General features: G+C 63.0%; 14 protein-coding genes. 3 read left to right on the top strand and 11 right to left on the bottom strand.

Translation table 11 applies throughout. The features are described 5' to 3' along the window. Window positions 1-175: 175 nt before the first annotated feature. Window positions 176-634, top strand: a complete 459-nt coding sequence (locus LDN95_RS22110; protein WP_226019689.1) for an HNH endonuclease — start codon at window positions 176-178, stop codon at window positions 632-634. Between the two features lie 430 nt (window positions 635-1,064). Then, complete coding sequence (locus LDN95_RS22105; RefSeq protein WP_184081895.1) at window positions 1,065-1,700, top strand: S24 family peptidase; 636 nt, start codon at window positions 1,065-1,067, stop codon at window positions 1,698-1,700. On the opposite strand, the gene LDN95_RS23370 is transcribed toward LDN95_RS22105, so the two are convergent. The 5 genes from LDN95_RS23370 to LDN95_RS22080 form a co-directional block, all read right to left on the bottom strand. Further along, window positions 1,675-2,619 (bottom strand): HNH endonuclease, encoded by a 945-nt coding sequence (locus LDN95_RS23370; RefSeq protein ID WP_226019688.1) that lies wholly within the window; start codon window positions 2,617-2,619, stop codon window positions 1,675-1,677. The two genes, LDN95_RS22105 and LDN95_RS23370, sit on opposite strands and share 26 nt — an antisense overlap. 79 nt (window positions 2,620-2,698) lie before the next feature. Next, complete coding sequence (gene mobF, locus LDN95_RS22095; RefSeq protein WP_226019687.1) at window positions 2,699-5,608, bottom strand: MobF family relaxase; 2,910 nt, start codon at window positions 5,606-5,608, stop codon at window positions 2,699-2,701. 44 nt (window positions 5,609-5,652) lie between these two features. Further along, window positions 5,653-7,983, bottom strand: a complete 2,331-nt coding sequence (locus tag LDN95_RS22090) for a type IV secretion system DNA-binding domain-containing protein (protein ID WP_226019686.1) — start codon at window positions 7,981-7,983, stop codon at window positions 5,653-5,655. Then, a complete protein-coding gene (locus LDN95_RS22085) occupies window positions 7,973-8,302 on the bottom strand; it encodes a hypothetical protein (RefSeq protein WP_083276889.1) in 330 nt (109 codons plus the stop codon). Before LDN95_RS22085 ends, LDN95_RS22090 begins: the two co-directional genes overlap by 11 nt. A gap of 463 nt (window positions 8,303-8,765) precedes the next feature. Beyond that, the gene (locus LDN95_RS22080) at window positions 8,766-8,987 is read right to left on the bottom strand and encodes a hypothetical protein (protein WP_226019685.1); all 222 of its coding nucleotides are present in this window, start codon (window positions 8,985-8,987) and stop codon (window positions 8,766-8,768) included. Window positions 8,988-9,334: 347 nt separating this feature from the next. Between LDN95_RS22080 and LDN95_RS22075 the strand changes: the two genes are divergently transcribed. Then, a complete protein-coding gene (locus LDN95_RS22075; protein WP_129405210.1) occupies window positions 9,335-9,562 on the top strand; it encodes a DUF6437 family protein in 228 nt (75 codons plus the stop codon). Between the two features lie 114 nt (window positions 9,563-9,676). Here LDN95_RS22075 and LDN95_RS22070 read toward each other — a convergent pair whose 3' ends face one another. The 6 genes from LDN95_RS22070 to LDN95_RS22045 all read right to left on the bottom strand — a co-directional run bounded on the left by LDN95_RS22070 (window position 9,677) and on the right by LDN95_RS22045 (window position 13,379). Continuing rightward, window positions 9,677-10,066, bottom strand: coding sequence for a single-stranded DNA-binding protein (locus LDN95_RS22070; RefSeq protein WP_226019684.1), 390 nt, complete (start codon window positions 10,064-10,066; stop codon window positions 9,677-9,679). Between the two features lie 301 nt (window positions 10,067-10,367). Continuing rightward, the gene (locus tag LDN95_RS22065) at window positions 10,368-10,796 is read right to left on the bottom strand and encodes a hypothetical protein (protein ID WP_226019683.1); all 429 of its coding nucleotides are present in this window, start codon (window positions 10,794-10,796) and stop codon (window positions 10,368-10,370) included. Window positions 10,797-10,806: 10 nt separating this feature from the next. Further along, window positions 10,807-11,268: a DUF6878 family protein gene (locus LDN95_RS22060; RefSeq protein ID WP_226019682.1), complete on the bottom strand. Its 462-nt coding sequence runs from the start codon at window positions 11,266-11,268 to the stop codon at window positions 10,807-10,809. 122 nt (window positions 11,269-11,390) lie between these two features. Beyond that, window positions 11,391-12,344 (bottom strand): DUF2493 domain-containing protein, encoded by a 954-nt coding sequence (locus LDN95_RS22055; protein ID WP_226019681.1) that lies wholly within the window; start codon window positions 12,342-12,344, stop codon window positions 11,391-11,393. A 304-nt stretch (window positions 12,345-12,648) separates the two neighbouring features. After that, a complete protein-coding gene (locus tag LDN95_RS22050; protein ID WP_226019680.1) occupies window positions 12,649-13,071 on the bottom strand; it encodes a hypothetical protein in 423 nt (140 codons plus the stop codon). A gap of 11 nt (window positions 13,072-13,082) precedes the next feature. Continuing rightward, window positions 13,083-13,379, bottom strand: coding sequence for a zincin-like metallopeptidase domain-containing protein (locus LDN95_RS22045; RefSeq protein WP_226019679.1), 297 nt, complete (start codon window positions 13,377-13,379; stop codon window positions 13,083-13,085). Between the last annotated feature and the right edge of the window lie 67 nt (window positions 13,380-13,446).

Raw genomic sequence — 13,446 nt, 5'->3', positions numbered from 1 at the left:
ACCTCAAACTGCGCGCCATCACCTCGGAATGCTGCGCGGATAATTCTCGGAACGCTGCGCGCCATCACCTCGGAATCCCGCGCGCCATCAAATCGGAACACCGCGCGCGATCACCTCGGAATCCGCATTCGAGACGCTGGGCCAGCTTTATGGCGCACTGCCGCGCGTCTATCAGTTGTCGGCCAGCCTGCCCGACGCGCCGCTTCAGGAGTTCGAGGCGAAGATCAAGGATCTGCCAACCACCACCGAGGTTGAGCGGCTCGTCGTCCAACGCATAGGTCAGAACATCTTCCGCGAACGCCTGATCGATTATTGGCAATGCCGATGCCCGCTGACCGGCATCACGGACAAGGCGCTGCTTCGCGCATCGCACATCGTTCCGTGGAAAGATTGCACAAGCAACGCTGAGCGCCTCGACGTGCACAACGGCCTGCTACTGTCGGCCCTGTGGGACGCCGCCTTTGATCGCGGCCTCGTCACCTTCGAAGATGCGGGAAAGCCGCTATTTTCGCCCGCACTCAGCGAGACGGGGCTCTCAGCCTTGCACTGGCAATCTCCTTTGCAGCTAACGGAAAAGCATAGAAAAAAGCTCGCTTGGCACCGCCAAAATCTGTTCATCAGTGCTGCAAAGTGAAATCAGCGTGGCTCCCTGTTGCTCATTCATGAGCATCATTCGTTGAAGGCAAAAAGCACGTACTTCTGTCGTGCTGTCGCATGCCGTCGCCGGGCACATGTCTGAGAGGCTATGGCGTTACCGCTGCGATTGTTGCCCCGGCGCCATAGAGGCTAGGTACGCCTCGACCCTTTCCAATGTCCGTCGTCGCGGCCTCCGCCCCATGCGTAGGTCGAGCACGAAGCGCGGATCGCCTACTGCCCGTCGCCCGAAGCGGGTGGCAGACATATGGGTATCCTTGAGATGGCGCTCGATGCGCTCCAGCAGCTTCATGGCTTACCTCGAATCAGATTCAGCTTGTGTTCTTGTTATGTTCTTATTAGGAGAACTCCATCGAGTCTAGGATGAATTCCTACATGCCACCTGGACCGCCCCTCGAAAGGCGCCGCCGATGGAGAATGTCAGAGAAGAGCTGGATCGCCTGATCCGGCAGAGAAACGTGGGTTATTCCGCGGTTTCGCGGCTGCTCAATCGCAATCCCGCTTACATTCAGCAATTCATCAAGCGCGGTTCGCCGCGCAAGCTGGATGACGAGGACCGGCGTATCCTTGCCCAGTTTTTCGGGGTCGATGAGCAGGTGCTCGGTGGACCGGCGCTTCCGGTGCGCGATGGCCTGGTCGAAGTGCCAATTCTGAACGTCGATGCCTCGGCCGGCTTTGGTGCGATCGCAGAAAGCGAGACGGCCCACACTCGGTTTGGTTTCGATGAGCGGTGGCTGGGCAAGCTGACCCGGGCGAAAGGCCCCAGCCTGTCAATCATCCATGTCCATGGGGAGTCGATGGAACCGACGCTGCGGGACGGCGATGAGGTCTTGGTCGACGCATCGGATCAGGGCTCGCGCCTGCGCGACGGAATCTACGTGCTGCGCGTCGACGATGCGCTGGTGGTGAAACGCGTGACGATCCAGCCAGGCGGACGGCAGATCACCATCTCGAGCGACAATGCCGCCTACCCGACCTGGACCGACGTGGAGCGCGCATCGATCCATGTGGTCGGCCGGGTCATCTGGTTCGGTCGTTCTGTCTGATCTGCGGCGACCTGATCCCTGCAAATCGCTCCCGGTGGCGGGCCACGAAGTCTGCCCTTGGATGCAGCGATCGATCACGCGGCAGCCGGATTTGCTGACCGGCCGGCGGAAACAGCTGCAGAAGCTCGGACGGCACCTTGTTGTGTGACACGAGCAGGCAGAGGTTGTCGTCAAAGGTGATGAGGTGGCGGTCAAACAGCCAATGGGCAGTTGCTGACAAGGCGACCCCGTTCTGGACGATGTCAGGACCACCATCGGCAACCGGCCAGATGTGAGCCGCCTGGGCTTCTGCCTTGCCGCCGCCATTGACAATCCTGAGCCCGGTGACAGCGCAGGTGTTCTCGTAAGCGCCAAGGACGTGGTTGCGGAAGTTCGCGTCACGAATCTTGCGGTTTACGAGCATCTGCTCGACCCGCCGCTGCGCGAAGTAATCTTGCAGAAGCAGATTGGTCTCCGGATCGATGCGCGGGGCATCGAGCTCCAGCCGGATCCGGTTTTCGGGATCGAGGGTTTCGGCAAGCCCAGCATTGACGATCGCCACGAAATCTTCGTTTTCGAGCATGCGGACCGACTTGCCGCGCAGGCTTCGCCCGGCATCGCCTGGCTTTGCCATTTCGCGCAGGAACCGCTCGGCAAAGCGGCCGCTGCTGTCGCGGTAGGGGACAGGCTGGTCGAACTCGAGATAGTCGCGCACACGCGCATAGAAGTGGCTGGGATCGCTCGGGTCGGCATCGATGCGTTCGACGAAGGCCGCGGCGATATAGGCCATTCGCCCGCCAGAGACCCGGGTTTCGCGGTAAACGATCCAGTCGCTCACGAGATCTCGCGCAACCGACAGGTAATTGCTCGGAAAGTGATACCGCTCGGTGATCGCGTCGTCGTACCGCGAATTGCCGCTGATCTCGAAAACGCCCTTCACAGTCCCGCCTGTAGTTCAAGTAGATAACCACCAGGTTGCCTGGAGAACGCTCCGCCGTCCAGGCTCGAAAGCGAAGACGTCAAATGCCGATCTCGAAGGGCTTATTGCGCTCTTTGGCCAGTTCGGGCGGCTGCTTGCTCTGATCTTCCTTGGTCGCGGTTCCCGCAGCCAGGCCCTTCGCGGCTGCCTCGCGGAGCCGCTCGGTCACTTCCAGTGCCGAGGTCTTTTCGCCGGTGTTGTGGGCCACGGCCTTTCCAAGCTTGTCGGCGCTGTCGACCACAAGGGTCAGGTGATCCCGCAGGCGGGTGACGGTGACCAGGAAGGTCTGTTGGTTGGCCAGATTGCGTTCACGGCTGTCCATGACTGCAATACCTCGATCCGACGTCAGCCCCTGGGCCATATGGGCATTGAGCGCGTAGGCGAGGTCAAGTCGCCTCAGCATCGGATCCCCGCGCTCGAGTTCATGGCGCAGGCCAGATGACGTCACCAGCGTGACCCGCGCGCCTTTTACGGCTTCGATCCGCGCCTGGTCGGCATTGAACAGGCCCCGCCGATGATCGTTCTCGGTCCAGCGAATCCGATCGCCGTCATGGACCGAAAGTCGCTTCTCCTCGAACAGCGCGAGCCGATCGTCCTTCTCACCAGGGCGGATGCGGCTCGGGCGAAGCGTTCGCATTCTGCCCTTGGCATCGCGGAGCCGGACTTCGCGGGACTTATCGTCGATGCTCTCGACCTTGTATTCGCCGCGCGGGAGACTCTGCTGCTTGTCAGGGCTGCGAACGTCGAGAACCATGCCTGGGCGGTAGGCCGAAAGGTATCGGAGTTCCTCTCGGGTCGCATTGACCCGTGACAGCACGGCCAGGTCCAGTGAGGTCTTGCCGAGCTCGCCATTGGCCTTGAGCCCGCGTTGCACGGCGTCATTGACCGCGCTGCGCAAGAGCCGACCAGAGGCATAGATCGCGGTCCTATCGCGGTCCTGTGGCGCCAGCGCTAGCCATTGCTCGGCAGCGACCAATGCGCTGTCGCCCCTTGTCTCAATCGTCGAGCCTTTGAGATGGCCGAGGGCGGTATGGACATCGCCCGATTGAGCAGCGGCCTGGGCGAGACGCAGCTGCGGGTCCCGGCCGCGCAGGTTGGTGGTCATGTCTGCGCGCGCGATGCCCGCCTTCTGGACGAGATCGAAGGGTTTGCCCGCATCGACCGCGCCGAGCTGGCGCGCGTCGCCAACAAGAACAAGCCGCCGGACGCCAGCAAGATTGCCCAGCGTCACGAGCCGTTCCTTGTCGTGGTTCGAGACCATCGAAGCTTCGTCGAGGACCAGGACCCGGTCGCCCAGCTCTTCCTTCGCCTCAGCCTGAAGGCCGGTATTTCCAGGATCTTCCAGGAGCGGCGCCCAGTTCTTGAGCAGTCGAGCCAAAGTCATCGATGTGATGCCGGTATCGCGCTCCAGCATCTGCACCAGGGTGTTCTGGACCGCGAGCCCGATGATCTCCGTGCCCTCCTCACCGAGGATCTGTGCCACGGGCTTCAGGACACTGCTCTTACCGGCACCTGCTACACCCTGGATGGCGATCGTCCGGTGGGTCGATGACAGGATCAGGCGCGCAGCCCCTTCCTGGCCAGCATTGAGGTCGATACCGTGATTGATGGCAGCAACGGCCTTGACCCGTGCGCCTGCTTCATTGCTGACGAGAAGGGGAGCGACAGCGTCCCTCCCGGCTTCGACGGCAGCGAGAATGCGATGCTCGCTTGCAAGCGCATCGCGCGAGGTTAGCCAGCCCTTATGCTCCCCTGACCCAGGAACGAGATCGCCCGAACGGACCAGCGCATTGACCCGCGTTTCGACGGCCGCGATCGTTGTGGGCAGCCCAAAGTCCAGCGCTGCTTTGTACAGCGCCTCACGCGGAAAGGCTGCTTCGCGCTGCGAGAGGTGGCGTACGGCAGAGGCCGTTGCCTGGGCGGCGGCAACGGCTTCGCGGTCCTGCTTGAGCACGTGAGCCGGGATTAGCGGATCGGCAGGATTGCCCTTGATCCGCTCGGCAAAGTCCCGAAGCCACGCCTTGCCGCGCTCGATCAGGCTGGTGCCGGATGCGGGCGTGCGAGATGCTGGATTTGCGAGGGTCTGCGCCTGTTCAACCATAGCCGGCAGGTCGAGGCCTGCGGCCTGGGCATGGTCTTGCCAGCTCGACACAAGTGCGCCCCGATCTGCGACTGCCTGCTTGGCGCTGCGGGTGTCGAGGGCGGCAATCTTGCCAGCTTCAAGCCCGGGGCCACGCCGCGCGTCGAGCACTTGGTGGCGCCGCGTGGAGAAGGCCATGACCTGCTCGCGGGTAAAGCCTGCCGCCTCGAAATTGCCGTGTTTGCCAACGGGCCCTACCGCATAGCCGAGCTTTTCAACCGAAAGGCGGAAGCGGGCCATCGTCATGCTGTTGAGGAGCGTGTTGAGCGACCAGAGCCGGTCGTTCTTCAATGTTCGCCATTTGCCATCGGCACCTTTCGTGGCGTTGGCGATCACGGCATGGAAATGGAGATTGGGCTCCTGGTTCCGGTTCGTATCGTGCTGGAACAGCGTCACGGTGAGGTTGCCGGTTTGAACCGTGCGCACTTTCCCGTTTTCAACGAGGCGCGTTTCGGCCGCGTTCTTTTCGGCCCATCGCAGCGTCTCGATGACCGCTTCGCGATAGGCTTCTATGATCCGCTTGTCGCCGCCAACGAGCGCGAGAACCGACCAACTCTTAGGCAGCGAGAAAGTGAGATCGGTCCCGGCTCGGTGCTGGTTCTCGCGGCCGACTCTGGTTCCGTCGGGGAGCTCGCCTTTGAGGAGCTTGTCGAAGACTGCGGCGTCGACCTCTCCGGAAAGGCCCAGTGCCGCGGCGCCTGATCCCACCCATTGACCTGATCGGTCGGCATCCGCGCTCGCGTAGTAGTTATCGGCAGCAAAGTAGCTGGCCGCGCCGGAGGCTGACCGGACATTGGCAACCGAAAGCATGGATCCTGATCCTTCGAGCAAGGTGCCCCCTTGCTTTGCGGCCCTCAAAGATCGGGTTCGTAGAAGTCCTGTTCGCCGCTCTCGATGCCGCCTTCGAGCAAGTCCCGCTCGGCCCGTTCGCGAGGATGTTGTCGCTCGTTCGGCCGCTTGATCGGCTGCGACTTGAGGTCACTCGCACCGGGCTTGTCTCCTTGTATGAGCGCCTTCTCATCAGTGGATAGCTGCGCCAAGTCGGTAGCTTCACTCCTGCCAGAGAGAAGCGGTCCTGGAGGCAGTGTCGCAGCTGTTCCGCCCGCCGCGGTGGCTTCGGTAGCTGCCTCATCCTTGCTCTCATCAAGCGCTGCCCGCACCTCATGGGAAGGCGTGGCTCGGGGCTGTTCGTCGCCCTTGTGGCTTGTCTCATCCGCCGCGGGGTTCACGCCCATTAGGTCGAGCTTCAGTTGCCGGGGGACGACCGGCTTGCCGGCACCATCGTCATTCGCGGCCGGCGCATCTTCGGCGGGTTCGGATCGCGATGCAGGCGAAGAGGTGCTCGCAGCGGCTCCCTCATCCGGGACAGCCCGCTGGGGGCCAGGTTCGGAGACGCGCGCAATGAACCCTTCTGCCAGCCGGGGCAATCGGCGCGGCACGAGGGTGACCGGAGCGGCCGGGAATCCGTCCGGGAACTTGAGGTAGCCGGAGAGCCGCGGCAGGTTCATGAACTGGTCGGGAAGGAGCAGTGGTTCGATCTGTCGCCGAGGAGTCAGGCTGACGGCGTCGCGAGCATTGTTGTAGCCGTAGCTGTACCCTTCCTCCATGTCGCGCACCTGCCGATGTCCGATAAAGTCGGAGCACCAGGTCGCCGTCTCCCGGTCCGCGGTTGCAAGGATGAGCTTGCTTCGAGCCAGCGACGACAGGGTCATCGCCATGTTCTCGCCGTAGACCTCCTTGAGCTTGGCAAAGGCATGGACGCCAGTGACAATCGCTCCTCCGAAATTGCGTGCGGTCTGGAGCCCTTTTTCCAGCGCGGGCAGCCGGTGCAATGCTCCCAGTTCGTCGACCAGGAACCAGATTCTGAGGTCCGGGGTGCGCTCCATGGTCATCAGCGTGTTCATCGCTGTGTCGAGCCACAAGGTGAGCAGCTGCGAACAGATCGACATGTCGACATAGCGCGCCGAGAGGAACAGGATCGATCCCGGAGCGGAGATACCTCGAGTCCAGTCCCGCACCGAGAAGCGAGGGCTATTGTTGGGCAGCAACTTGAGCGCCTTGGCATTGGCGTTGAACACGGCCCGGATCGACTCCGCCATGCGCGCCGCTTCTGGAGCGGTGAGCGGGTCGGCCATGGTGCCGCGCATGAGCTTGTGGACCTGCGCGAGATCGGCGGTCATCAACCGGGTAGCGAGCGCGTGGTTGGTAGCCTGCCCGGTGCGCTGGAGATGGAGGCACATCTCGACGAAGAGCATGCGGGCGGCGAGCACCCAGAACTGCTCCGAGCCGCCACCGTCGTGCGGAACGAGCGCTTCGGCGGCGGCGTGGAATTCGCCCTCGCTGGTGCAGTCATGAAAAACGCTCCAGGTCGGGCAGCGGGCATCGAGCGGGTTCAGGATGATGTCGCGCTCGGGGTCGTAGAAGGCCTCGATGAACGCTCCGGTGAGATCGAAAACCACCGCGCGTTGCCCACGCGCCCGGGCCTCGGCGAGGAGCTGGCTCAGGGCCACGGTCTTGCCGGTGCCGGTCGTGCCGATCAGCATCGTATGGCTCTGCTCAAGCCGCCACGGCCAGGGAACCCCGGCGAGATGAGCCGGGCTGTAAAAGCCTGCCTCTTCGGTCGCTGCCGCGCCTGCCAGCCGCCATTTCCAGCCGAGCGCGGATTGCAGTTCGCGGGCACGTTCCGTGCTGTTGTGCCGGTCGATTTCTGCCTCGAGCTCGTCAAGGGTGACAAGCATCGCGCCGCGCTCGTGCTTGCGCTCCTTTGATTTGCCGCCGAACCGTTCAGCGAACCACCAAAAGGCGATAAAGGCAGGGACGAGGATGAGCGCAGAAAGGCCCATGCCGCGCCGGATGGCGGTGCCGAGCGCAGCTACGGCCTCACGCATTGGAGGAAAGTCGCGAACGAAATTGAATGGCAGGCGGACGGTGCCGCCACCGGCCAGCTTCAGCTCCACCAGCTTGCCGGGATCGAACTCCATGAAGGCGTAGCCCGAAGCATAGAGATGCATCCATGCCAGGTAGATTTGGTGGTCGTTAAGCGCCGTGGTCACCTCCCAATAGGAGAGCCAGGCGGTGACTATGAAAGTCACCAAGAGTGGCCCTTTGAGCCCTGCCGCAAACATGAAACCGAAGTGACCGAGGAGCTGGCTGCCGCGCGTGAAGTTGAGGAGATTACGCTTCATCGCTGCCTCCCTCGGGTGCGGAGGCGCTGAGCCCGAGCCGGGCGAGCCTGCGATTGTAGGCCTCGTGCGTACGCTGCCGCAACGAGCCATCAGTATGGCTGGCCAGGAGCGCTTCGAGGGCTACCGTGATGAACAGGTTTTGCCTTACCGGGTCGAGGGCCCCAGGCCGCTTTCGCGCTTCGTTTTCACGCTGCCAGGCATCGACCAGCTGATCGCGAATGACGATGCTGACGGAGACCTGCTGGTCCCGGGCTTTGCCCTTGATCCAGTCAGCAAGTGGGCGGGGTACGTATGTCTGAAGACTGAGATGCCGATCCATGTTCTGGGGTCCAATTGACCCTTGCGAACCTGGTTCGATCTTGCGGAAGACAGTGATGAGAATAAATCAGGAACATTGCCGCGTCAATTGCGATAAACTGGCACCAATTCAGAGAGTTAGGTAGCCCCAATTTGCCCGTAAATCGCGAATCCAAGGCATGCATCACGCTCAAATTGGTTTGACACCGGCCCGAAAACTCAGCGTATCACACTGATATACCTATACTAAATCCAGCAGTGTCACTGCGTACGGTGTGCTCAGTCTACCAAGCTGCGAGTAGGTGATCCGGTCACTTCGCCGGACATGCTGGAGGGATTGAACGGCCTCGATAGCGCGGAGCCAAAGCGCGTGCGGGCGCCGATGCCCGCACTCCGCTCGTCGCAACTGATCCCGAGCCGAAACGAACCAACGGCGAGCAAAATAAAAGGGCAGGAACCGCTCCCGGCTCCCACCCTTTTCGGCGTCAGAATTCATCCACCATCGATCCGTGAATGGTGTGGACGACACGCGCCGCCAGGTGTGCCGGCAGGGCGCAGTAGTCACCTTCATCGAGGGCGATATAGCCGAGCTCGTCGTCTGCCACGATGTGCTGATCGAAGTAGCTGTGCAGCGCCCGGCGTTCGGCGAGTTCCAGGGCCTCGAAGTAGCTGCGGGATGAAGCGGTGCAAGGTGCAGAATGAGCCATGATGATCCTCCTGAGGTTGTCTCGAACGACAGGAGGAAGTGCGATGTTCGTGCGCATGACGGGTCAGGGACCGCGCGTCGGCGCGGCCGCGTCAGCGGCGGTGGGGGAAACGATTTTGTCGGGGGAGGGATTCATCCCTTCTCCGGCAAAATGGTGGGGCCCTGCCGTCCTTGAGGCGGCATGTGGACGGACATCATGCTGGGCATTCCGTGAGCCAGCCTCTCTACCCTCTCGGTTGCAGGGGACGGCTGTAGTCGGGCGCCGCTTTTCTCATTTTCCTACACCCTGGGCGCGGTGGCAAAGGAGCTATCGAGGGACCACAAAACAAGGGGGCGGAAAGGACTGACATGCCCCGCAAGAACAATCCGGTCGATGCCTTGAAGAAGCTCCGGGAACAGCGCGACGAACTGGCGGCCAAGGAAGCAAAGCTTCGCGACGAGGCTGCGATTGTCCTCGGCCACATTCTGATCGAGTGCGGCGCCGAGACAATCGAACCGGCCCAGCTGCGCCAGATTGTCCGCGCATCAATGGCGCTCGGGATCGAGGAAACGCTGAAGCGGATCGCCCCTGCGTAGCCCCAACCAGCGGCGGCAAGGGGTTCGATGCCCCGCGCCGCCGCATAGCCCCCGAGCAAAAGAAAAGGCCCCGATGGCATCTGCCACCGGGGCCTTGTCGTGGGGTAAGGACATTCAGTCCTCGTCGATATCGGGAGCGCCCTCGTTGCCGCCCGAACGGCCCTTGGTGAGGAAGTCGACCTTGTCGGCGATGATCTCGCAGCCGTAGCGCTTGGTGCCGCTCTGATCCTCCCACTGCGTGTAGTGGATGCGCCCTTCGACCGTCACGAGCTGGCCCTTGGTGCAGAACTTGGCGACGTTCTGGCCCAGGCCGTTGAAGCAGGTGATCCGGTGGAATTCGCTGTCCTTGGCGGTGTAGCCGTTCTCGTCCTTGTAGGTCTTGCCATCCTTGCGGGCGGGACGGTCGGTGACGACCGAGATCGAGGTGATGCTGGTTCCACCCTGGGTGGTGCGGGTTTCGGGGTCGCGAGCGATGCGGCCAACGAGGATAACGAGATTGGTCATGGGCTTTCTCCTGATCGAGCATTCCGGGTCCATCCCGGCTGCAAACCCGAGCAGAAGCGCCCCGCGGCGAAGCGCACCGAAGGGGAACCCGGAACTGGTTCGGGTGGTGCGGGCAGCCGGGCAAAGCCCGGCAACTCGGCCGGACCTGATCCGGGTTGCGCGTCTCGACGGGGGTGATTCAGGGACAGGTTGGTATCGAAGCCGGGTGGAGCTGGATGCCGTGAACAGGTTTGCCCTGCCTCGTTTCCCTCCGGTCTTGGCCGGATCATTCCCCGCCAGCCCTCCACCGGAGAACCCCTTCCTAGATCACGGTACGGACCGCTCCTCCAGCAGGTGGCCTGGTCCTGGACGCAAGTGCTTCGCCGGGGACAGGCATATCGATCGTTACCCCTTCAGCGCCGCCCAGAGGGTTGCCTCGCAGCATCCAGGCCTGCGGCGTGATCAAGCGCGCCCAGTCAGCAAAGGACGGGATCGAGCCCAAGTCTTCGCGCACGTGCTGCTCGCCGACCAGACGCACCGGAACAACCCGGCCATCGGCATTGACGAGGGTCTCGCCGAAGATCGCCTCCAGCATGAATATCCCCTCGGCATGGTGCCGCAGCGCGCGATGTCGGGGGTCTGCCAGGATTGCCTTGGATTGGTCGAACCACTGGTGCAGCGGGAGATAGTCATCGACCGTGCCGCCCCATTTCCGGACCGACGAGAGGGCGTGGTAGTAGCAGTGGGCCATGCCAGATCTCCTAGAGCTCGGTCGAATGATCATCGGTTGCGGTGAAGCGCAGGCTGCAGTCGAGCACGAAGGTCCCTTCAGCCACATCGATCACGAGTTCGCCGCAGGCACCGTCGTTGATCTCCCAGCCAGGATGATGACGTTCGAGCGCCAGATAGGTCAGCTGCTCGAGAGCTTGCCCAAGCAACTGCAGCTGCTCGGAACCGGCACCTTCCGCCGTGTCTGCGGCGCCGTCTTGCAGCTTAACATCAGGGCACTCGATCGCCGCACCGGCTGCATCGAGGCACGCGCATTCCTCGACCGCACCGCTATCGCCGCAGCCGTCGAAGCGGATCTCGACTCGGGTAATCCCAGCGTCCTGCAAGCGCGGAAGAATGGCTGTCTTGAGCTGCTGAATCTCTTCGACCACCTGGGTCTGCCGTTGGGCCTGGCGAACGGCAAAGTCGGCCATCACGGCCTCGATATCGATCATGGAGTGCCTCCTGTAGAAAGGAGCCAACGACCATCCGCTGGCTCCAACCGACAGGCGCACGCCTTTCCTCTCATGGACGACGCCAGCGCCGATCCGGCGCTGGCGCGAAGACCGACAGGGTCTCAGTCGGTCCTGGCCGAAGTGTTCTTCGGATTGGTGCCGAGGGGCCCGCGGCGATCGACAACGGTGATCCGCCGAGCCTTGGCGTCGATCACCAGGCGTTCGAGTACACCATTGCCCGGGAACGCGATGACGTAGCGCGGATCGAGGGAGAGCATCCGCTCGTTGCGCTTGAAGCCGGCACGGGCGCCCAGCCGCATATCGAGCGAGAATGTCACCTGTGGGATGCCGCGACGTTCAGCCCAGCTCGAAGCCAGACGGTCAACGCCCTTGGTGTCGCCGCCATGGATGAGCACCATGTCCGGCACGCGGTCGCGGACCTTGTCGAGCGTCGCCCAGACGTTGTTGCCGAAGGTCAGCGCATCGTCTTCAGTAGCATGACGGGTGCGCCCTCCGGCGAACACGACGGGGGTTCCTTCGGGCATGGCCGCACGGCGTTTGGCTTCGGCGCGGGCGCGCAGGAAGTCGCGACCTTCGACGAGCGCCGAGGTGAGCATTGCACTGTGATTGAGCCGAGAACTGGAGACTGGCTTCCAGGAGGAACCGAACTCGTTGAGGTATAGGCTTGCTGCGACCTCGCGCATCTCTTCGAGCGCCAGCATGGCGCTTTCGGCGCACTGCGCCCGCTCGACCTGGGTCTCGAGGTCGTGGGTGTGGACTTCGGATCCGTCAGCCGTCGCAATCAGCGCGCGGACCTCGTCGGTCGCCCGGTCGAGGGCAGTCGATTTGCGCTCGGCGGAGCGGTGAAAGATGTTGACGAAAGCCCAACCGAGATCCTCGGCATCGGCTTCAAGAGCGGTCCCGGACACCATGGCAAAAAGATCGGACCAGACCGCTTCGAGGGTGTGGACGACCGCCTCCCGGACCGGGAAATCGCTGGTCGATACGGGAGCAGGTCCAATCGAGAAGCCGGCGAGATCGAGCCCGGCGAGTTGATCGGCGAATGACGTGTGCATGGGATGTCCTCCTGACTGGCGTGAGGCCGACGCACCCGTTCATGGCTGCGCCAGCGAGAGCCCGTCAGGGCCAGCATTCAGTCAGGGTTGCGCACCCGTCAGGGGAAACCTGGCTTGGCGGGCTGGCGCGGGCAGGCCTTGAGCCCGAAGGGCGAAGGCCAACACGGGCCCGACCAAGCCGGGTTGCGCAAGACTGGCGGCTGGCCCAGGGCCTCTCTCGCATGGCGCCAGGCCATGGGCGCTCGGAACAGATCATAGGCAGGGGCACGCCCTATGCCCCATGCATGCGCCGCCCCAGCTCGGCTTAAGCCGCACGCTTGGCGTAGACACCCTCCCCGTTCGACATATGCCCGAGACAGTCATAGTCGCCGAACACGGCATCAAAGCGGGATGCGATCTGGGACAGCCAGCGCTGTGCCCGCGGTGAACGAGCCGTACGCCAATCGGCGTCCCAATAGGTGCCGTCATCACGCTCGACGATCCAGACGGCCACCAGGGCGCCGTAGACCGATACGCCGAAATCCGCATAGGCATTGCGCATGAGGATCCGGTCTTCCCGGCCTCGCCAGCCGTCATGCGGGATCAGCGACGGGAAGGCTCGGCCGGCCCGCTCGCGCAGGTCTTCGCGCAGCCATTCATACTCGAATTCCCAGTCGTCCTCGGCTTCGACCTCAAGCACTGTGAAGGCGACGATTGCGCCGCTGGGATAGCTGACCGATCGGCCCATGGCATCCTCCCTCAGGCCGCAAGCGCAGCGTCGTCTGACGCGTCGTCAAACTGTTCGGGCATGACCCTTCCGCCAAGCTTCAACAGCAGGGTCGACGCCTCCTCGGCCTTGGCCGCAGCCGTCAGGATGGCGCGGTCGTCATCCTTCAGCAGCTTGAGCCAATGCTCGATGTAGCTTGCGTGACTATCGAGGTGCGTGACGGGCAGCCCCAGCTCAGCGCCCAGCATGGCGCTGGAGAGTTCGGCTACATATCCTGACAGTCCAGCCCTAATGTGACTTCCACCGCAAATTTTCGGGGCGCGGATCATGCGGCGATCTCCTCAGGCTGGGGCTGCTGGGCGTGCATCCAGTCGGCGGCCGCCTGCGCCTTGCTGG

It is taken from the genome of Novosphingobium sp. FKTRR1, assembly GCF_020404405.1.
Taxonomy (GTDB): domain Bacteria; phylum Pseudomonadota; class Alphaproteobacteria; order Sphingomonadales; family Sphingomonadaceae; genus Novosphingobium.
The sequence above is the reverse complement of the archived record's forward strand: the minus strand, read 5'-3'. Positions and strand labels throughout refer to the sequence as shown.